Origin of the sequence: Pseudomonas brenneri, assembly GCF_007858285.1 — a bacterium.
Classification (GTDB): domain Bacteria; phylum Pseudomonadota; class Gammaproteobacteria; order Pseudomonadales; family Pseudomonadaceae; genus Aquipseudomonas; species Aquipseudomonas brenneri.
This window is the reverse complement of record NZ_VFIL01000007.1, coordinates 139,871-158,016: the sequence shown is the minus strand read 5'-3', so window position 1 is coordinate 158,016 and position 18,146 is coordinate 139,871. Positions and strand designations below refer to the sequence as shown.

Annotated in this window: 21 protein-coding genes and 1 pseudogene; 18 read left to right on the top strand and 4 right to left on the bottom strand. The window is 57.2% G+C overall.

Translation table 11 applies throughout. The features are described from left to right. Position 1 precedes the first annotated feature (1 nt). Genes FJD34_RS17030 through FJD34_RS17010 form a run of 5 tightly spaced genes read left to right on the top strand, consistent with a single transcriptional unit; the run spans position 2 to position 5,473 of the window. A complete protein-coding gene (locus tag FJD34_RS17030; protein ID WP_090291349.1) occupies positions 2-271 on the top strand; it encodes a DUF1799 domain-containing protein in 270 nt (89 codons plus the stop codon). After that, positions 268-3,603 carry a phage tail tape measure protein gene (locus FJD34_RS17025; RefSeq protein ID WP_090291348.1) on the top strand — a complete coding sequence of 1,112 codons (3,336 nt, stop codon included), beginning with the start codon at positions 268-270 and terminating at the stop codon, positions 3,601-3,603. The genes FJD34_RS17030 and FJD34_RS17025 overlap by 4 nt, the downstream gene beginning before the upstream one ends. Continuing rightward, the gene (locus FJD34_RS17020) at positions 3,603-3,941 is read left to right on the top strand and encodes a phage tail protein (protein ID WP_090291347.1); all 339 of its coding nucleotides are present in this window, start codon (positions 3,603-3,605) and stop codon (positions 3,939-3,941) included. Before FJD34_RS17025 ends, FJD34_RS17020 begins: the two co-directional genes overlap by 1 nt. Before the next feature lie 11 nt (positions 3,942-3,952). After that, positions 3,953-4,705: a phage minor tail protein L gene (locus tag FJD34_RS17015; RefSeq protein WP_090291346.1), complete on the top strand. Its 753-nt coding sequence runs from the start codon at positions 3,953-3,955 to the stop codon at positions 4,703-4,705. Between the two features lie 3 nt (positions 4,706-4,708). After that, positions 4,709-5,473: a C40 family peptidase gene (locus FJD34_RS17010; protein WP_090291345.1), complete on the top strand. Its 765-nt coding sequence runs from the start codon at positions 4,709-4,711 to the stop codon at positions 5,471-5,473. Between the two features lie 6 nt (positions 5,474-5,479). Here the strand turns inward: FJD34_RS17010 and FJD34_RS17005 are convergent, their stop codons facing one another. Next, positions 5,480-6,037: a hypothetical protein gene (locus FJD34_RS17005; protein ID WP_090291344.1), complete on the bottom strand. Its 558-nt coding sequence runs from the start codon at positions 6,035-6,037 to the stop codon at positions 5,480-5,482. A 123-nt stretch (positions 6,038-6,160) separates the two neighbouring features. Here FJD34_RS17005 and FJD34_RS17000 point away from each other — a divergent pair, with 123 nt between their 5' ends. Continuing rightward, positions 6,161-6,424, top strand: a complete 264-nt coding sequence (locus FJD34_RS17000) for a hypothetical protein (protein ID WP_090291343.1) — start codon at positions 6,161-6,163, stop codon at positions 6,422-6,424. On the opposite strand, the gene FJD34_RS28395 is transcribed toward FJD34_RS17000, so the two are convergent. Next, the gene (locus FJD34_RS28395; RefSeq protein WP_090291342.1) at positions 6,408-6,644 is read right to left on the bottom strand and encodes a hypothetical protein; all 237 of its coding nucleotides are present in this window, start codon (positions 6,642-6,644) and stop codon (positions 6,408-6,410) included. The genes FJD34_RS17000 and FJD34_RS28395 overlap by 17 nt on opposite strands. A gap of 212 nt (positions 6,645-6,856) precedes the next feature. On the opposite strand from FJD34_RS28395, the gene FJD34_RS16990 reads away from it, so the two are divergent. The 10 genes from FJD34_RS16990 to FJD34_RS16940 all read left to right on the top strand — a co-directional run bounded on the left by FJD34_RS16990 (position 6,857) and on the right by FJD34_RS16940 (position 15,928). Further along, positions 6,857-7,279: an RDD family protein gene (locus tag FJD34_RS16990; RefSeq protein WP_090291341.1), complete on the top strand. Its 423-nt coding sequence runs from the start codon at positions 6,857-6,859 to the stop codon at positions 7,277-7,279. A 41-nt stretch (positions 7,280-7,320) separates the two neighbouring features. Next, entirely contained in the window at positions 7,321-7,743 is a 423-nt protein-coding gene (locus FJD34_RS16985) for a hypothetical protein (RefSeq protein WP_090291340.1), read from the top strand. A gap of 55 nt (positions 7,744-7,798) precedes the next feature. Beyond that, entirely contained in the window at positions 7,799-8,392 is a 594-nt protein-coding gene (locus tag FJD34_RS16980) for a tail assembly protein (RefSeq protein ID WP_090291339.1), read from the top strand. Positions 8,393-8,451: 59 nt separating this feature from the next. Further along, positions 8,452-12,315, top strand: coding sequence for a TipJ family phage tail tip protein (locus FJD34_RS16975; RefSeq protein WP_090291338.1), 3,864 nt, complete (start codon positions 8,452-8,454; stop codon positions 12,313-12,315). 309 nt (positions 12,316-12,624) lie between these two features. Next, positions 12,625-13,494: a hypothetical protein gene (locus FJD34_RS16965; protein WP_146552230.1), complete on the top strand. Its 870-nt coding sequence runs from the start codon at positions 12,625-12,627 to the stop codon at positions 13,492-13,494. Between the two features lie 59 nt (positions 13,495-13,553). Further along, on the top strand, positions 13,554-14,321 hold the full coding sequence (locus tag FJD34_RS16960; protein WP_090291336.1) for a hypothetical protein: 768 nt from the start codon (positions 13,554-13,556) through the stop codon (positions 14,319-14,321). Continuing rightward, positions 14,312-14,653: a hypothetical protein gene (locus FJD34_RS16955; protein WP_146552228.1), complete on the top strand. Its 342-nt coding sequence runs from the start codon at positions 14,312-14,314 to the stop codon at positions 14,651-14,653. Before FJD34_RS16960 ends, FJD34_RS16955 begins: the two co-directional genes overlap by 10 nt. Next, complete coding sequence (locus FJD34_RS16950) at positions 14,646-14,924, top strand: hypothetical protein (protein ID WP_046485475.1); 279 nt, start codon at positions 14,646-14,648, stop codon at positions 14,922-14,924. Before FJD34_RS16955 ends, FJD34_RS16950 begins: the two co-directional genes overlap by 8 nt. A gap of 60 nt (positions 14,925-14,984) precedes the next feature. Further along, positions 14,985-15,410, top strand: a complete 426-nt coding sequence (locus FJD34_RS16945) for a cell wall hydrolase (RefSeq protein ID WP_090291334.1) — start codon at positions 14,985-14,987, stop codon at positions 15,408-15,410. After that, a complete protein-coding gene (locus FJD34_RS16940) occupies positions 15,410-15,928 on the top strand; it encodes a lysis system i-spanin subunit Rz (RefSeq protein ID WP_090291333.1) in 519 nt (172 codons plus the stop codon). The genes FJD34_RS16945 and FJD34_RS16940 overlap by 1 nt, the downstream gene beginning before the upstream one ends. A 32-nt stretch (positions 15,929-15,960) precedes the next feature. Here FJD34_RS16940 and FJD34_RS16935 read toward each other — a convergent pair whose 3' ends face one another. Both FJD34_RS16935 and FJD34_RS16930 read right to left on the bottom strand, forming a co-directional pair. Continuing rightward, entirely contained in the window at positions 15,961-16,518 is a 558-nt protein-coding gene (locus FJD34_RS16935) for a hypothetical protein (protein WP_090291332.1), read from the bottom strand. An 82-nt stretch (positions 16,519-16,600) separates the two neighbouring features. Next, complete coding sequence (locus FJD34_RS16930; protein WP_090291331.1) at positions 16,601-17,281, bottom strand: SOS response-associated peptidase family protein; 681 nt, start codon at positions 17,279-17,281, stop codon at positions 16,601-16,603. Between the two features lie 100 nt (positions 17,282-17,381). Between FJD34_RS16930 and FJD34_RS16925 the strand changes: the two genes are divergently transcribed. Further along, on the top strand, positions 17,382-17,807 hold the full coding sequence (locus FJD34_RS16925; protein ID WP_090291330.1) for a LexA family protein: 426 nt from the start codon (positions 17,382-17,384) through the stop codon (positions 17,805-17,807). Beyond that, positions 17,800-18,120: pseudogene (locus FJD34_RS16920) on the top strand (Y-family DNA polymerase); the annotation flags it as partial. The gene FJD34_RS16925 and the pseudogene FJD34_RS16920, both read left to right, overlap by 8 nt. Between the last annotated feature and the right edge of the window lie 26 nt (positions 18,121-18,146).

The window sequence follows — 18,146 nt, the reverse complement described above, 5'->3', positions numbered from 1 at the left end:
GATGGCCTTCGGTTTGTCGCGCCAGGACATACCCGACAAGGAAGTCGGCATCTGGCCCGATAACTGGGACGTCTTCAAAGTCTTTGAGGCCATGAGCACCCAGTGGCGTACAGGCGCGTGCGGCGCAACGGGTATGGACTACAGCGTTCTTTCCGGAGTGATTCGGATGTGCGGTGTGCCGATCTGCCAGCGACAAACCATTTTCAGCGACTTCCGGCGAATGGAGGCTGAAGCCCTGCAGGTTATGGCGGAACAGAGAGAAAACAAATGAGCACCAACTTCGCTTCCCTGGGTATTGCGGTTGAGTCGTCGGATGCTGTCAAAGCCACAGACGATCTTGGAAAGCTGGTTACTGCTGCCGAGGGCGCGGAGAAGGCGGTAGATGGGCTGAGCAAAGCCAGTGATGGCCTTGCCGGTACCGGCAAAAAAGTCGCCCAGGCTGAAGCTGAGGCCGCTCTAGGCATCGAGAAGTCTACCGGTGCCAGAGAGCGGCAGGTCGGCGCGAGCCGCAAAGTAGCCGACAGCGCTGTCGCCGAAATCGCCATCATCAGACAGCTCGACAAGGCGATGACCGGCAACATCGACAGCATGGAGTCGCTGATTCAGGCCGAGGGTCTGCTGGAACGTGCCCGCAAGGGTGGTCTAGTCACCATTGAGCAACAGGAGGCATATCAGGAACGGCTCGGCAAATCCTTCGAGCGGATTGAGAAGGCCGAATCCAAAGAGCTTGCCCAGAAGCAGCGACTCATTGATGCGGAAAACCGCCGGATCGAAGGGCTGAAGCGTACCGTTAATGGAATTGATCCAGTCACCAACAAACTTGCGAGGCTGGAAGAACGCGAGCGTGCGCTAAACGAGCTTCATAAAATTGGCGTGAAAGACGCCAACGAATACAACGAAGCGCTTGCCAAAATCGGTAAGGACCGCTCTGGACTGACGGCAACAGAGACGGCTTTCGATAAATTGAAGCTCGGTACCCGCCAGGCTCAAGAAAACGTCATGCAGCTCACTAACGCCCTTCAGTCTGGGGATTGGGGGAGCGGGGCGCGGGCAGTTGCACAGTTGGGGGCCGGTGCTGGTGCGTCTGCAAAAAGTATGGCAGCCATGCTGATCCCCGCCGGCTTGTTGGTTGCCGTTCTCGGGTCACTTGGTTACGCCTATCTCGATGCAATGAAGCAGGCGCGCGAGTTCAATGCCGCAATCAACGGTGGCTCGAACGACGCAGGACAGACCATTGGTAGCTTGAAGGAGATGGCAGAAGGCGCTGGCCGCGTTACCGGCAATCTCTCCGGAGCGCGTGAGGCGGTTGTGTCCCTTGCCTCCGGAGTGGCCACCAGCGGCACGCAGATGCGCAACCTGGCGGAAGCCGCCGCAGCAATCAGTGAGATTACCGGCCAGGGGGCGGGCGAGCTCGCTAAGTCCTTTGCTACCGCTGGCGATACAGCAACTGAGGCCGCCGGCAAGATCAGCAGCCAATATGGCCTGCTGACGCTTGAACAGTACCAGGTGATCAAGGCGATCGACGATCAAGGCGACCATCAGCGGGCGCTGGATGTGCTCAGTGAAGACCTGAATCAGTCCGCCCTGGAGCGTTTGAAAACCTACCGCACCTCTCTCTCCGATGTAGAGCGCGACTGGGACGACATCAAAAATGCCATCAAGGGCGCCTATGCGGCTGTCCGGTCTGAGGTGTTTCCTGACCTGGCCAAGCAAATCGAGATCACTCAACGGGTACTCGACACGCGGAAGGGTGGCGGCATATCTGGAGCGATCTCCAACGGACTGAGCTCTCTCAACTCTGCGCTGGGCCTGGGCACTGGGGAGCATGACGATTCGACTCCGGCGCTTGAGGCAAAGCTCGCAGATCTCAAGGCACGACAGGCGGCGAGCGAAAGCCTTACTGCCTCTACTGGCGAGAGCACTCGTGCGAATAAAGAGTTGATTGCAACTGAGAAGGAGCTAAGCGCTCAACTCAATGACACCAACCCGCTTAACAAGCGTCTGGCCGGGCTTAAAAAGCTGGATGAAAAATTTACAAAGCTTTACCAATACGCTGATCGGACCGGGCAGAAATCACCGTTATTGGACGGTGTTGATTTTGACGGCAAGAAGTTCTCAGGGGGCGCTTACGACACGCTGTTGAAGGGGCTAGAAGATAAGAACAAAGATCCGAAAGCCGCGGGTAATCAGGTTGATCTGACGGCTTTCAACAAGACCAAGAACAGTCTGGCGGCCATTGTCGATGAGTACAAAAACGCTCAGAAGGAACTGGATGCCGCACAGAAGGCTGGCCTGGTATCGCAATCAGATTATGCCCTGAAGCGCGCCGCCATGATCGGCAACGAGCGCGACGAGGTGACGGCCGCTTACGAGGCCGAGATTGCCGCGCTGGAGGCCACCAAGGGCAAGAAGTCTACGACAGCCGCGCAAAGCATCCAGCTGGACCAGAAGATCGCCGATGCGCGGGCAGGGATGGTCAAGGCACAGAAGGATGCCGACAGCCAGCTAGAGGTGTTGGCTACCAATGAGACCGGGCGACTCGCCAAGCAGGAGCGGGCGATCAGCTCGTACGTGCAGGCGCTAGGGCAGCAACAGCGAGCGCTGGAGCTTGCCGGACAGCGTGCTGTGCTCGGCGTTGGCCAGGGAGATCGGCAAAACGCGCTCAACGGGGAGCTGAACAGTCAGCAAGATCGGTTTGCACAGCAGTCGCTGGATCTGGAAAACCAGCGCTCCGATCCATCGCGCAATATGTCGGACGAAGAATTCACCCGAAAATCGCAGGCGCTCGCCGATGCGAACAAAAAGGCAACCGACCAGATCCGGCAAAACTACGCGGATGTGGAGGCCGCCCAGGGCGATTGGACGAAGGGCGCGACATCGGCCTGGGAAAACTATCTGGATTCGGCACGGAACATCGCAGGGCAGACCAAGAGCCTGTTCGGCAACGCGTTCAGCTCGATGGAGGATTCAATCGTCAACTTCGCCATGACCGGGAAGCTGTCGTTTGCTGACTTCACCAAGTCAATTCTTGCCGATATGGCACGCATCGCGACCCGACAAGCAGCCTCTGGCCTTCTCGGCTCTCTTGTGGGGCTTGGTGTGTCTGCTGCTGGCTCGTACTTTGGCGGCGGTGCTACGACATCAGCAGGGTCGACTGCGGCCGGGTATAGCCCTGAAGTATTGGCTGGCTGGTCCGGTGTGACCCAGGCAAAGGGTGGTGCCTGGTCCGGCGGCGTGCAGATGTTCGCCGACGGCGGTGCGTTCACCAACTCCATTGTCAGCAAGCCAACGGCCTTCGGTATGGCTAATGGCAAGACCGGCGTCATGGGGGAGGCAGGAGAAGAGGCAATTATGCCGCTGACCAGAACCTCCAGCGGCAAGTTGGGTGTAATGGCAATGGGCGGTGGCGGGGCTGGCGCTACCCAGATCAATGTCGAGGTGCACATCGATGGTGACGGCAACGCGTCGTCCTCTTCTGACGACCCTGGCTACGACCTGTTCGGCAAAGAGCTGGCAACGTTCGTCGAGCAGAAGTACCAGGAGCTGCGGACGAAGGACATGCGCCAAGGCGGCGTCATCAACAAAGCAATCAAGGGGCGCTGATGGCCATCGAACGATTCATCTGGGAGACAGAGAAGGGCGCGGAAGGGGATGTCGCCCAGCGCGTCCGCACCAAGCAGTTCGGGCACGGGTACGAGCAGTCGGTCGAGGACGGTCTCAACAACCAGTCGCAGTCCTGGCCGCTCACCTTCACCGGCGCCAAGCCCCGGGTTCTGTTAATCAAGGCGTTCCTTGATCGGCACAAGGGGGCAAAGGCGTTTCTCTGGACGCCTCCCCTTGGGGATCTGGGCCTCTACAAGTGCAACGGATACAAGCCCGTGCATCGCGGCGGCCAGGTCTACGCCATCACCGCAACCTTCCAGCAAGCCTTTCACCCCTGAGATAACCGCCCATGGCACTGATCACGGACATCCAGAAACTGGAGCCCGGCGGCGAGATTCGCCTTTTTGAAATTGACGGGACCGAGTACGGCGCGGATTACCTGCGCTTTCACGGGCACGCTATTCCGCATACACCCGAAGAACTGCTGGCTTACGAGCATTCGGATGAGGAGCTCCCAGCCAAGTCGATTTGGTGGCAGGGCGAGGAGTACGCGGCCTGGCCGGTGCAGATTGAGGGTATTTCCTCGAGCAGCGACGGCACCGCTTCTCGGCCGACTTTCTCTGCCGGCAACGTTAACGGGCGGGTTACTGCACTTTGCCTCGCCTTCGAGGATCTACTGAAGTTCAAGCTGACGGTTCGCGAGACGCTGGCCAAGTACCTGGATGCAGTGAACTTCCCCGAGGGAAACCCAACTGCTGACCCTACTCAGGAAGCGCTGGAGATCTGGTACATCGACCAGAAAACCAGCGAGGACGGCGAGGCCGTGGTCTGGGAGCTGTCCTCCCCTGGCGAGATCGACAACCACGGTCTGCCCGGGCGCCAGATGACGACGCTGTGCCATTGGAGCATGACGGGGGGATACAGGGGCCCTGACTGTAACTACACGGGGACAGCGATGTTTGATGACGAAGACAACCCCACAGATGATCCAGCCAAGGATCAGTGCAAGGGCTGCCTATCGTCCTGCAAGCTGCGCTTCGGTGAAAACAACGAAAACTCGTTCGGTGGATTTCCCGCTGTGTCACTCATTGCCCGGAGTTGAAGAATGCGCAAACACATCATTGCGGCCATCCAGGCGCACGCGGCGGCGGAGTACCCGAAAGAGTGCTGCGGCCTATTGGTTGCCGTGGGCCGCGCGCAGAAGTATTTCCCGTGCCGGAACATCGCCACTGAACCGAAAGAAGAGTTCCGGCTTGACCCCGAGGACTACGCTGCGGCTGAAGATATTGGCGAGGTGATGGCAATTGTCCATTCACACCCCGATGCGACCTCCAGGCCATCACCTCACGACTTGGCCATGTGTGAGGCCACGGCCTTGCCCTGGCACATTTTGTCGTGGCCCGAGGGGGATTTGCGGTCGATCACCCCGACCGGCAGCGTGCCGCTACTCAAGCGCCCGTTCGTGCACGGCGCCTGGGACTGCTGGCAGGTCTGCGCCGACTGGTATCAGCGTGAGTGGGGGCTTGAGTTTGAGGCCTTCCAGCGCACCGACGGCTGGTGGGAGAGTGCGGAGAACGCAAGTCTGTACGAGGCGAACTACGAGGCCGCTGGCTTTGTGCGCGTCGACCGGCGGCAGCGGGGCGATATGATCGTCATGCAGGTGGGGCGCACCGTTCACCCGAACCACGCCGGGATATACCTGGGTACTGATCCTGCATTGCCTGGTGAAGAGTCAGGCACCTTTGGCCCAGGCCCCTTTCTGTTGCACCACCTGTACGGCAGGCCGTCCGAGATCATCGTTTACGGCGGCCCTTGGCATGACCGAACGCGCCTGATCCTCAGACACCAATCAGCGAAGAGCGCCAAGTGACTTAGCCTAAAGCGTGCGCTGAAGGTTATTAGGATCGACACTGCAGAGGAAATTGTGAACCCATGAAAGTAGAGAAGCATGATCCTGCGCAGAGCGGGCACGCGGATATATCGTTATCAGATATTGCGGCTCGCTTCCGCGAAACGAAAATTTCCGATATTCCCATTTTACATTTTGATGAAGTGCATCGGCGAGCCCGGGATAAGCAGCGCAATTCGTCGTTGACCAGTTCAGCCATAACTGATGTAGCCCGGTGATCAAATCTTCTCTTCTTGCAAGCGCTTGGTTTCTCGGGGTGAACTCAACGTAGGAATAATAAGCTGCGTCAGTGTCTCCGGTCAGGCAGCCGAGCGTCATGAACGCCCGGTCCGGCGCGTTCATCGACAGCAGTAGCTGCCGCAAGCCGTTTTCTTCAGTTGCTTCATGTATGAGCTCAATCAGCTCCGGGCTACCCACAAGATTGATCCCGCCGTTATTCCGGTCCCCGTTTATAGAAACCTCCGCCGACTGGAACGGCCAGATCTTGTAGCTCGTCGAGTCGTCAGTCATTTTCATTTCGGACATGCAAAACTCCCTGTCTTTATGCGCGCCGATATTGGCGCAACCCCAGTCCTTGGGCTTGCAGGCGAAGGACTGGGGAATCCTTACATTAATTTTTCACTGCCCGTCCGGCAGAAGGAGGGCTGCATGCAGTCAAGCCAGCGTTACGTGCTAACCATTCACGACCTTTTCACCATTACCGGCGGTGGTATCTGCGGCGCTGTCTCCGTGGTCGCCATTCTGGATGGCGGTGTCGAGATCGATCGTATGAAATTCTCCGGCAAGTTCCAAAGCAAGGATGGTTATCGCCGGCGCTACGACGGCAAGCCTTGCCTCACTGCGGAGCTTGCTTCGGGCCCTGGGCGAATCCACTTTGCCGCAGAGAGCCTTGCAGTCACTTCGGTGGTGTAAGCCCGCCAATGAACTCATCCGTGCCAAGCCGGTGAGAGCCGTATTCGACGATGTAACCGTTATTCAGTCGCGCGGCCTCAGCCTCGGCGATAGCCTTGCTTGCGTATACGTCTACCAGGTGCCAAGGCTCAAGGGCATCTCTGAGAACTGCCCAGCCGAGCACGCACCCTTTGTTGTCAGGGTCCGCCGGAAGGTTTTTCGCAAGACTTCGGATCGTCATAGCCACTCCATGGTTGATTGAAGGCAAGAGGCTACTATCGGTAGCTGCTGCTGCGTTACTGGCATTCCATCCACGCTGGATGCCTGGACAGGCAAGGTGCTATCGTACCGCTTCAATGATGGTTTTAGCTGCCAGCAGCAAGCAAAAGTCCTGCTTTGCGGTTTTTGGGGTGGGACAAATACTTTAATCAATTGCTATTGGAGCGTCAGTGCATGGAAGTAAGTACGATTCAAAGCGAGTACCGAAAGCCAGGCAACCTGGCTGGATTGGGCCGGCGGCTGGGAGGGCAGTGGATTGACTCGTTAATTACCCTCTTTGTGTTATTCGTCGTGGGGCAATCGGCTGAGTTTGCTGGCTTGCCCCAAGACGCGGTCGGGATTCTAGCTATTGGGATCGCTGCCGCGTATTACCTTTTTTCGGACGCAATGCCCAACGGCCAGAGCGTGGGTAAAAAGCTGCTGGGGATGCAAGTGGTTGATGAGCATACCAACCTTAATTGCAATCTATTTCAGTCATTTATGCGAAATATCACTACGCCTTTCTTAAATATTCTTGACTGGATATTCATTTTCTTTGGCTCACGGAAACGGTTAGGAGACATGCTCGCATCGACCGTAGTGATCCGTTCTAAGTAACTGTAAATCCTGTAGTGACGCCAAGCCAAAGAGGGAACGACATGCGGATTTTGATAGCTGCGGCAGCGGTGGCGATGCTGGCGGGGTGCGCCTCTTCGGCGATTTCGGTGCGGGATGCGAAGCCGGTTCCGTCGGACGAGGTCTATGCCTTCCAGACTAAACCTGTTGGCGAGAGCGGAAAAATCACCGTAGTTCGCGACTCGGGCGCGGTCGGCTCTGGTTGCGATATTGTTGTTTATGTCGACGGCCGCAGGGCTGCAAAAATAGGTACTGGTCAGCGGGCTACAATCTACCTTCCGCCGGGATCGCCCAATCTCGGCGCTGGCCTAGCGGGCTCAGGCTTGTGCGCAGGCGCTGCAATTCGAACCATCGCAGCGACGGTGAAGCCTGGCAAGGAAAGCCTGTACCGTATTAGCGGTGATATGGCCGGGTTCTACATTGGCCCTTATGTCGATTACAACTGAACCAAGAAAACCTTGAAACCGCCTCCGGGCGGTTTTTTATTGCCCGGAGAAAGTGATGCAAACATTAGCGATCAACTATCAACCGATGACAACGATTCGCCTGCACGGTCAACTCCGTCAGTTCGGAAAGTCCTTCAGGCTCGCGGTGAAAACGCCGGCGGAGGCGATCAAAGCACTATGCGTGCAGATCCCTGGATTCGAGCGGTTTCTGTCAAATGCCAAGTCGCGCGGGCTCGAGTTCGCTGTGTTTCGCGATAAACGCAATATCGGGGAGAAGGAACTGAGCTACAACGGCGCCGGAGACATCCGTATTGCGCCTGTGGTCGTAGGCAGCAAGCGCGGCGGTATTCTTCAAACCATCGTCGGCGCGATCTTGATTGTTGTGGGTGTTATTTTCTCGGCAACGCCTTTCGGTACTCCGCTCATAGGCGCAGGCATCGGCCTGGTCGCCGGCGGTGTGATCCAAATGCTCAGCCCGCAGGCCGGGGGCCTCAAGACCAGTGCAGCACCTGAAAACACACCCGGGTACGCCTTCGGCAGCGCAAAGAACACCACCGCCTCCGGCAACCCAGTACCGCTCTGTATCGGCGAACGCCGCTGGGGCGGGGCGATTATCAGCGCCGCGATCTACGCCGAAGACCAGATGTAGTTAACACCCGAATTACAGCAGCCGCCCCAGAGGCGGTTTTTTATTGCCTGGAGGAAAGCATGGGCGCAGCACGCAAGATTGATGTCTATGGCGCCAAGGGCGGCTCCGAGAAGCCCAAGACTCCAACCGAAGCACCGGACAGCCTACGCTCTGTCGCTATCGCAAAAATGCTCATTGCTATCGGCGAGGGCGAGTTCGAAGGCACGCCTACTGCGCGGGACATCTACCTCGACAACACTCCGCTGCAAGACCCCCAGGGCAACATGAACTTCCCGAACGTAAAGTGGGAGTGGCGCACCGGGGTGGTGGATCAGACCTATATCCAGGGCATCCCCTCGATCGAGAACGAAACCACGATCAGCACCGAACTGCGCAGTGGAACACCGTGGGTCCGGGCGATCAGTAACACCCAGCTTTCTGCTGTGCGAGTACGCTTCGCCTGGCCGGCGCTCCAGTCCGTGGACGCGAACAACAATATCAATGGTTACCGGATCCAGTACAAGGTCGAACTGGCAACCGATGGCGGGGCCTATCAGGAAGTCCTGAGTGAGGTAGTCGACGGCAAGACAACCAATCTTTACGAGCGAACCCGACGTATCGATTTGCCCAAGGCAACCAGCGGCTGGCTGATGCGGATAACGCGACTGACCGTCAACCAGAACAGTCCGGGCAAGTTCTCCGACATCATGCAGATAGCGGGTTTCACCGAGGTTATTGACGCCAAGATCCGTTATCCCAATACCGCGCTGCTCTACATCGAGTTCTCGGCCGAGCAGTTCCGCAGCATTCCGGCCGTCACCGTTGGCTGTAAGGCTCGCAAATGGCAGGTGCCGAGCAACTATGATCCCGTATCGCGCACTTACAGTGGCATCTGGGACGGGACGCTCAAAGAGGCATACACCAATAATCCGACCTGGGCCACTTATGGCATTACTACGGTTGACCGCTTCGGCTTGGGCCGCCGCATAAAGCCGTGGATGGTGGATAAGTGGGAGCTCTACCGCATCTCGCAGTACTGCGACCAGTTGGTGCCGGATGGGAAGGGCGGTATGGAGCCGCGTTTCATCTGCAACCTAAACCTGCAGAGCAAGGCTGATGCCTGGTCACTGCTGCGCGACATCTCGGCGATCTATCGAGGCATGACCTACTGGGCCCAGGGCCAGGTGTTCACCCTGGCGGATATGCCGCGCGCTACTGACTTCGACTTTGCCTATACCCGGGCAAACGTCATTGACGGCAAGTTCACCTACTCCAGCGCATCGGAGCGGACCCGCTACACCAGGGCCCTGGTCAGCTACGACAACCCGCTGAACAACTACGACACCGACGTCACGGCGGTGACCGACCAGAAGCTGCAGCGGCGTTACGGTGACAACCCTCTCGAAATCAGTGCAATCGGCTGCACCCGTGAATCCGAGGCTCAGCGCCGCGGGAAGTGGGCGCTGCTCACAAACTCCAAGGATCGGGCGGTCACCTTCAAGGTCGGCCTCGACGGGCGCATTCCGCTGCCTGGCTACGTGATCCCGATCGCGGACGAACTGCTGGCCGGTCGGCCGGTGGGCGGGCGTATCTCGGCAGTGAACGGCAAGGTCATCAAGTTGGACCGCGACACCCAGGCCAAGCCCGGTGACCGGCTGATCCTCAACCTGCCAGACGGCAAGTGCGAGGGGCGTACCGTACAGCTGGTCAGCGGTCGGCAGGTCACCGTGACCGTTGCTTACTCCGTGGTGCCGGAACCTGAGTTGGTGTGGGCGCTGGATGCCGATGATCTGGCCATCCCACTGTACCGAGTGGTCAGCGTGGCCCGGCCGGAGCCTGGCGTCTTTGAAATCTCGGCCGTGCAGTACGACCCGAGTAAATTCGCGCACATCGACACTGGCGCGCGCCTGGAAGAACGCCCAATCAGCGTTGTGCCGATCACAGTGGTTCCAGCGCCGGCGAGCGTCGATATCACGTCGAGTTACTCCGTCGACCAGGGCCTGGCCATCAGCACCATGAACATCTCCTGGCCCGCTGTTGCTGGTGCGGTCGCCTATGACGTGGAGTGGCGCAAGGACAGCGGCAACTGGATCAAGCTGCAGCGCACTGGTTCGACCAGTGTGGACGTTACGGGCATCTATTCGGGCGCCTATCTGGCCCGGGTGCGGTCGGTGAGTGCCTTCGAGATCTCCTCGATCTGGAAGAGCTCCAATCTGACCAGCCTGGAAGGCAAGGCCGGCCTGCCGCCGGCGGTGGCGTTCCTGACCATCACCAGCTTGGTCTATGGCATCGGCATCCAGTGGGGTTTTCCACCAGGTGCAGAGGACACCCAGCGTACGGAGATCTGGTACAGCGAGTCGCCGGACCTGACGACTGCGATCAAGCTGAGCGACTTCAGCTACCCGCAGGCCAAGCATGAAATGCACAGCCTGCTGGCGGGGGCGAGCCTGTTCTTTTGGGCGCGCCTGGTGGACCGGACTGGCAACGTCGGGCCGCTCTTCCCGATCCCGGGCGCGGTCAATGGCCAGGCCAGTTCGGCCCAGAGCGACTATGAGAAGTACTTTGCCGACAAGATCGGCAAGGGAGCCCTATACCAGGACTTGCGCGAAGAGATCGACCTGATTTCGGGGGATGGCCCTGATTCGGTCAACGAACGGTTGAAGGAGGCCAAGGCAGAGCTGGAGGGGCTGCTGGGGCAGATCACGGGTGCAGCGCCTTACGATCCCGGCAAGCCTTATCCGGTTGCCGCGTTTGTCCAGGAAGAGGGGCATATCTACCAGGCTATGCAGGCGGTGCCGGCAGGCGTAACCCCGCCGAACGCCACCTACTGGAAAGATATCGGGACGATCCTCGAAACCACGAACGCACTCACTCAGCAGATTGCCCTTGTCAGCACGAAGATCGAAGAGATCGACGGAAAGATCGTGGCCACCGCGTCCTCGATTGAGGCGTTGCGTTCAGCTGCTCGCGACGATGATGGTGCTGGCGACCTGGCGAACGCGCTCAAAGGCTGGCAGGCAACCGCTGATCTGGCGCTTGAGAAACGCACCAGGGCAACAGAAAACGAGTCCGTGGCGCAGCAGCTGCTGACGATGAACGCGCAAGTGGGGGCGAACAAGTCAGGGCTGACCGTTCTGGAGCAGGTGGTGGCGACCAACAGGGAGACGGCAGCCACTCAAGTAAACCAACTGAAGAGCGATCTGGCGCTGACCGATGAAAAGGTGGCCGGTAATGCCGTGGCTATCACTGGCCTCGACACAAAGGTCGCTGAGGTTGATGGCAGGGTCACCTCGTTGGCGGCCAGTAACGAATCGCTGCGGGCGGCGGTGCGCGGTGATGATGGGGCTGCCGATTTGGCCGGCGTCGTTAAGTCTTGGGATTCCACGGCTACCTTCTTCGCTGAGAAGAAGGTGCAGGCGTCTGCAAATGAGGCCTTGGGTAGGACAACAGAAACGCTGCAATCGAGCATCGGGCAAACCAATGCATCGGTTCAGCAGGTCAGCCAGACGGTAGTCAATCTCGACGGCAAGGTATCTGCCCAGACGACGATCAAGGCTCAGACCATTGCCAATGGCAAAAAGGTTATGGCCGGCCTGGCTCTGGGCAGTGATGGGGAAACGTCGGAGATTCTGGCGTTTGCACAGCGCTTCGCCATTGTCGACGAGGTCAGCGGGCAGTTGATTACACCGTTCGTTGTGAGCGGTGGCCAGGTGTTCATCAACCAGGCAGTGATCAACAAGGCATTTATCCAGGAGATCATCCTGGGCATGACGCTGCGATCTGCTGCTGTCGATGCCAATGGGCAGCCGCTAATCGAGCTGAATATGGAAACAGGCAAGTTCGTTTTCCGTGGGAGCAAAAACGGGAACTCTTCGCTGCTGAATAGTGACGGACTTAAATTCACCTATGCCAATGGTGTTGATGGCATCGACCTGAGTCTTTGACATGGTGGGATTAGTAATAAGGGACAAAGACACGGGCCTCATTAAGGTTGATATGACAAGCTTTATCAGTCAGGAGACTGGCAGCGTTGAGACTGGCGGGCAGAATGGATCTATTCAGATCCCGACTGCACCGCCAGGTCGGCACTTGTTTTTTTCCGTTTGTCCGCTGGTTGATTTGCAGGTGGAAAAAGGGAAGAGGCCCGGCGTCACCCTTGATGGAACCACCCTGTCTTGGGCCTATTCATACAACACGGCTGGCTGGGGTTTTTTCTCCGCCAATTGCCGTATCTCTTACGGGTACTATTAGATATGGCAGGACTTGTTGTTAGACTAAGTGATTCCAGTCTTCTTTATGACACAAACAACATAAGTTATGGTTTGGTCAAAAGTGGATATCTGTCATACGTTGAGAATTGGCGTCGGTTAAGATTGCGTGGAGTAAACGTTGATCCGAATATTGGCAGTAGCTGGGTCGAGCAAGGGGTTCCGGGTGACGACCAGTTCGGGTTTTCAATTGATAGCCCGCTATCTCCTATAGTTTTTTTGGTTGGCCCAGGTGTGGCTACAGGGGTGAAGGTGAGCGGAAGCACAAAGACCTATTTGTTTGCGGGCGCTAGCACTTCAACTAAGTTCTATTGTTTTGATCTTATGCGTGATGATTCTATTTTGGGGCCCAAGCTGAAGACTCGCGAGGAGCAGTCTGGTGGGATTTCATTTAACTCTAATCAGATCCCGCTCAATATTGTGGGGGCAATAGCAGCGCCGCAACCAGGTCCGCTAGATAGATTTGGTCGACCAGTCACCGCTTACATCGGTGGGCGCAATCAAAGGATTTCCCATCAAACGACATCAGGCGTGGCCAGCGTTCACAGCTTAGTAGACATTCCACTTGATGGGGGTGTTGAGTACGCGGCATTCCTTCCTTGGAACAGATCGTGCGGAATCATCGACCCCAAGGCCTACTCTGGCGGAGGGACAGATATATACGGTGTAGCTGAGGGGGCGTTTGGTATTGTTGGTGGCATATCGTTCGTCTTTGCCCCGCCAGGAAGAACAACACAGGATGCGTGGCCGGCCCAGAGTACAACGGGAGAGAGTTCCTTCCACCTCATGCCTACTGATAGATTCCCATCGGCACTAGTTATTAAAACAGCAGGATTGCCATTTCCATTTAACTGACAACCGATGAAAGAACACGCACCCGCCATGAGCGGGTTTATTTTTGCCTGGAGATTATTATGGGTTGGTACAAAGAGGGGAAGGTGAACGTTGTCGCTGGTCAAACCAACGTCACCGGCGTGGGTACGAACTTCGCAGCAAACACGCTTACCGGGGATGCGTTCATCGGCCCGGATGGCCAGTGGTACGAGGTCATCAATGCCCCGAGCCCGACCACGCTTTCGATCAGTCCTGCTTACCGCAGTGCGACGGTGTCGAACGCAAACTATGCGCTGATGCCTGTGCAAGGCTATCAGCGTGATCTGGCGATTGCTGCCGGGGCGATCATTCAGCAGTGGGGCTCTACGCTGGCAGGGCTTGGTACGGTCTCGACCGAGAACGTCGTCCCGGTTAACAAGGGTGGTACTGGTGGCGCAACAGCTGCGCTGGCTCGAGCCGGCCTGGAGCTAAAGACGGGCGCTGTAGCTGATGTAGAGGGCATTGCAACGGCCGGCGCCATTATCGAAAGAGGCTCAAATACATATGGCACCTATGTAAAGTTTGCGGGTGGCCTTCTTATTGGTTTTGGCCTGCAGCGATCCCCGACAATTGCTGCAAACACTTATGCCATGACAACGGTATTGACCTATCCGCATCAGTTTCTTGCCGGGACCTTCCCGTCCGTTTCCGGTGTTGCATATGGGCTTTCCTCGGCTGATCACTACGGAATGTACGATATGTCTGCATACACCGCTAACAGGCACATCAGCGGCACCGTAGCAATCCGGAACGGTGGGACTGCCCAGTTCTTTGATGTTCGATACATGGTTATAGGGGTGTGGAAGTAATGATCATAAATCTATATGGGGTACGCAACGATCTCTCGCTGGAACTGGAAAAGCGGGGAGACGCGTTGGTCGTCAACGGCGAGCCGTTTGATTTTTCCCGGATTGGAGAGGGTGACACGCTCCCCGTCGACGCGATCAGCAGCGAATTTTTTACCCGGGAAGTCACAAGGATCGGTGGAGAGTTGATCTTTCACATCAACCTCCCGAATCCAGTGAATTACAGCCCAGAGCAAGCCTTCCCGAGCCCCGTTTCAATCAAGGCAAACGGGGTGGTCAACCTTCCAAAGCCACTGGCTCCAATTGCAACGCTAGAGGTGAGTCAAGATGAGTAACATTGATTGGGAAAGGCTGGTTACTAAGGCGATGTCCGACGCGGCGCTTGCTGCCGAACAGGCCGCGATTCAGGTCGCGACCGAGGAGCAATGGCAGCGGGCTGAAATGGAAAGTATCGCAGGGCAGTTGCTTGCACTTGAAGACGGCGATCCAATTGCGCTCCCCGGCACTGACCGGGCGTGGCGCGACTACCGCATCCAGGTGCGCGCCTGGAAGGAGGGGGCCGCCGGATACCCCGACCAAACCCTCAGGCCTGTTCGGCCCATCTGATAAATCTACGGACGCTAGCACCCGCCATCGAGCGGGTTTATTTTTGCCTGGAGAAAAGTTATGACAGCTTCCGATAGAGATCGGGACATCCTGGCGCGCACGTTGTGGGCCGAGTCCCGCGGGGAAGGGCTGGGCGGCCAGATCGCAGTGGCCTGGACCATCCGCAACCGTGTGTTCGACGGCAAGGCCAAGTCCTGGTGGGGCGAGGGCTACGCCGGCGTGTGCCTGAAGCCATGGCAGTTCAGCTGCTGGAACCAGAACGACCCTAACTACGCCTACCTCAGCGGTGCGAAGCCGATCCCGGCCGCGCAGCTCGCCCAGGCCCAGCGTGCTGCTGACCAGGTGATGGCCGGCGCGGTACCGGATCCAACCGGCGGGGCCACGCATTACTACGCAACCACGATGCCTAAGGCCCCAGCCTGGGCGGCGAAGGCCAAGGAGACGCTGCGCATCGGGCATCACGTCTTTTTCAAGGATGTGCCGTGATGACACCCGTGCAGAAGCTGGCCGGGCTGGCGGTGCTGATCTTGGTGCTGATGGCCAGCGCCGCCGGCTTCACCTGGCAGGTGCAGGAATGGCGCATGGGCAAGAAGCTGGCCGAGCAGGCCGGCCTGCACCAGGGCGAACTGGCTGCCGTAAGCGCGACCGCCGCCAAGCAGGTGAGCGCCGAGCAGGGCAGGCGCCTGGCCCTGGAGAGGACGTTGGCTACATCCGATCAACAACACACCCGAGAACTTTCCGATGCTAAACGCAACCAGGCTCTGCTGCGCGACCGCCTTGCTACTGCTGATGTGCGGCTGTCAGTCCTTCTCGACGCCACGGATTCAGCCGGTGGCTGCAACGTGCCTGCCACCTCCGGCGCCGTCGGCGTGGTTCATGCAGCCCGTCGAGCCCAACTTAACCCAGCGCATGCTCAACGAATTGTCGCCATCACCGATGCCGGCGACCAAGGATTGATCGCGTTGCGGGCGTGCCAGGCGTATGTCAGGGCTATTTTTAAATAGAATTACTGTGGCTCTAAAAAATAAAATTTTGATTACGGGTTTTTACTTGCCTTGATAGCTTGTGTGGGGAAGTAGGGTAGTGCGTTTTGAATGATGAAGTATTGCTGAATTTTTGTGGGTGTTTCTGTTTGCTCGATGATTTTGTTTATGTTTTGGTTTATGGGGGATAGGGACTGGTTTATATTCTCAAGTGTTTTTGTTGTGTGCTCTGGTAGTGAAATGTCTGAATTGATTTGTATCAGGGAAAGAGCTGAGCTAATTATTGCGGCTGCTATTGAAATTATCAGGGCGTAAGTCGCGTATTTAGATGCGGAGTTTGCCGATAGTCGAGCTTCCTCTAGCTCGGCATGGCTAAGCAGTCTAAACTTGTCTGCAACTGTAAAGAATAGTTCTATGGTGTCTCGTTGTCTGTGTGTAAAATATAAAACTTGGTTGTGGAGAAAAATTTCTTTTCTGTCTATTTGCAATGCTAATATAGTTTCTTGGTTCGGCGTTAAATTAAGTGTGGTGGCCAGCTCTCTCAGGTTGAAAGACTCTTTGTTTTCTGCGTATTGCAGTGCCAGTATGTATATATCTTCGAGTTTGGACATTTTATGATTCTTTTGAAGTTAAATGCTGTGCTTATTTTGAGTTGTGATGCGCTCAACATATTTTACCCTATATGGTTCCTCATTAGAGCGCTACTTTGATTATGTTAGCAGCTTGATTTCGAATGTTCCCTACCGCCATGCTCACTCTAAACCATTCGAAGATTTCTGCGGGCTCGCCCTGGTGCAACACCATCTGCTCGGCACGCTCCTTGGGCGTGGTCGGGTCCAGCCATTCCCTGGCCAGTTCGGGCGTCAGCACCACGGGCCGCCGGTCGTGAATGTCCACCATGCCGCCGGCGCTGTCGGCGGTGATGATCACGAAGCCGTCATGCTCGCCCAGGCCTTCATCTGCGTCGGGCAGTTGGCCTATGGCCGCGCACAGCACCGGCGCACCATCCCGCCGCCGGATCAGATAGGGCTGTTTCTTCGGCCCGCCTTCATCGACCCACTCAAACCAGTTATCCACGGGCGTGATTGCCCGGTGCGGCCAGATCGCCCTGAAGAATGGCCCGTGGGCCACTTTCTCCACGCGGGCATTGATCGGGGCTGCTCTATCCTTGGCCCAGTGCGGCCGCCATCCCCAGCGCACCAGGTCGGCGTGCAAGGTTTCATCCTGGAGGTGGAGCAGGGCGACTTGGGTTGTGGGTGCCACGTTGTAGCGCTCAAGTGGTGCGTCACCCACGGAATTCACCAGGGCGCCTTTCATGCCCAGCGTGGCTACATACTCTCGAATGTCGCTGAACTGCGAAATCCTCCCGCACATACGCACCTCTCCGCCTGTCGAAATTTCCTACAGAAAATTGACCGCAAGCTGCCTATAACATTAACTGTACATCCATACAGTTCATGTAAAAGGCTTCGCCATGAGCTTTACAATTCTAGGTCCAATATCCGAAGGCGGCACGAAGCTGCCTTTCTGCTCGTTCCGGGTACCGGCTGGATTCCCATCGCCGGCAGCCGACCACATCGAGCAGCACATCTCATTGGATGAGGTTCTAAATATCAGGGCTCCCCACGTTTACCTGATCGCTATCACCGGCGAGAGCATGCAGGGGGCGGGTATCTTTGAGGGTGATCTGGCGGTCGTTGATCGCTCTATTGAGCCAGCCCACGGGCATATCGTGGTGGCTCTGTTGAACAATGACCCTATCTGTAAGCGCCTGTGCAAGCGTGGGAAAGAGGTCATCCTGTTATCGGAAAACCCGAAGTATCCGGTGCGTTACATCCTGGAAGGCGACGAGCTTTCAATCTGGGGGGTGATCACCAACACCGTGCGCAGCCATGTCTAAGCTGGAACCAGTCTTCGCCCTTATCGATTGCAACAGCTTCTATGCGAGCTGCGAGCGCGTCTTCCGTCCGGACCTGGCCAAGGTGCCCATCGTGGTTCTTAGCAATAACGATGGCTGTGTCATTGCCCGCAGCTACGACGCGAAGCCTTTCGTCAAAATGGGCGAACCCTATTTCCAGATCAAGCACAAGCTCAAGCAGCACGGCATCGTCCCGTTTTCCTCAAATTACGCCCTGTATGGGGATATGAGCGAGCGGGTTATGACGGTGATCGAGAGCATGGTCCCGGCGGTCGAGATCTACAGCATCGATAAGAATAAGTTGCATACTGTGGACACCTA

Excerpts from the sequence above, each read along its gene's own strand:
- FJD34_RS16990 (WP_090291341.1), top strand. The coding sequence starts at position 6,857 with ATGGAAGTAAGTACGATTCAAAGCGAGTACCGAAAGCCAGGCAACCTG.
- FJD34_RS17030 (WP_090291349.1), top strand. The coding sequence starts at position 2 with ATGGCCTTCGGTTTGTCGCGCCAGGACATACCCGACAAGGAAGTCGGC.
- FJD34_RS17025 (WP_090291348.1), top strand. The coding sequence starts at position 268 with ATGAGCACCAACTTCGCTTCCCTGGGTATTGCGGTTGAGTCGTCGGAT.
- FJD34_RS17020 (WP_090291347.1), top strand. The coding sequence starts at position 3,603 with ATGGCCATCGAACGATTCATCTGGGAGACAGAGAAGGGCGCGGAAGGG.
- FJD34_RS16980 (WP_090291339.1), top strand. The coding sequence starts at position 7,799 with ATGCAAACATTAGCGATCAACTATCAACCGATGACAACGATTCGCCTG.
- FJD34_RS16985 (WP_090291340.1), top strand. The coding sequence starts at position 7,321 with ATGCGGATTTTGATAGCTGCGGCAGCGGTGGCGATGCTGGCGGGGTGC.
- FJD34_RS16925 (WP_090291330.1), top strand. The coding sequence starts at position 17,382 with ATGAGCTTTACAATTCTAGGTCCAATATCCGAAGGCGGCACGAAGCTG.
- FJD34_RS28395 (WP_090291342.1), bottom strand. The coding sequence starts at position 6,644 with ATGACGATCCGAAGTCTTGCGAAAAACCTTCCGGCGGACCCTGACAAC.
- FJD34_RS16945 (WP_090291334.1), top strand. The coding sequence starts at position 14,985 with ATGACAGCTTCCGATAGAGATCGGGACATCCTGGCGCGCACGTTGTGG.
- FJD34_RS16930 (WP_090291331.1), bottom strand. The coding sequence starts at position 17,281 with ATGTGCGGGAGGATTTCGCAGTTCAGCGACATTCGAGAGTATGTAGCC.
- FJD34_RS17000 (WP_090291343.1), top strand. The coding sequence starts at position 6,161 with ATGCAGTCAAGCCAGCGTTACGTGCTAACCATTCACGACCTTTTCACC.
- FJD34_RS16975 (WP_090291338.1), top strand. The coding sequence starts at position 8,452 with ATGGGCGCAGCACGCAAGATTGATGTCTATGGCGCCAAGGGCGGCTCC.
- FJD34_RS16960 (WP_090291336.1), top strand. The coding sequence starts at position 13,554 with ATGGGTTGGTACAAAGAGGGGAAGGTGAACGTTGTCGCTGGTCAAACC.
- FJD34_RS16935 (WP_090291332.1), bottom strand. The coding sequence starts at position 16,518 with ATGTCCAAACTCGAAGATATATACATACTGGCACTGCAATACGCAGAA.
- FJD34_RS17010 (WP_090291345.1), top strand. The coding sequence starts at position 4,709 with ATGCGCAAACACATCATTGCGGCCATCCAGGCGCACGCGGCGGCGGAG.
- FJD34_RS17015 (WP_090291346.1), top strand. The coding sequence starts at position 3,953 with ATGGCACTGATCACGGACATCCAGAAACTGGAGCCCGGCGGCGAGATT.
- FJD34_RS16940 (WP_090291333.1), top strand. The coding sequence starts at position 15,410 with ATGACACCCGTGCAGAAGCTGGCCGGGCTGGCGGTGCTGATCTTGGTG.
- FJD34_RS17005 (WP_090291344.1), bottom strand. The coding sequence starts at position 6,037 with ATGTCCGAAATGAAAATGACTGACGACTCGACGAGCTACAAGATCTGG.
- FJD34_RS16950 (WP_046485475.1), top strand. The coding sequence starts at position 14,646 with ATGAGTAACATTGATTGGGAAAGGCTGGTTACTAAGGCGATGTCCGAC.
- FJD34_RS16965 (WP_146552230.1), top strand. The coding sequence starts at position 12,625 with ATGGCAGGACTTGTTGTTAGACTAAGTGATTCCAGTCTTCTTTATGAC.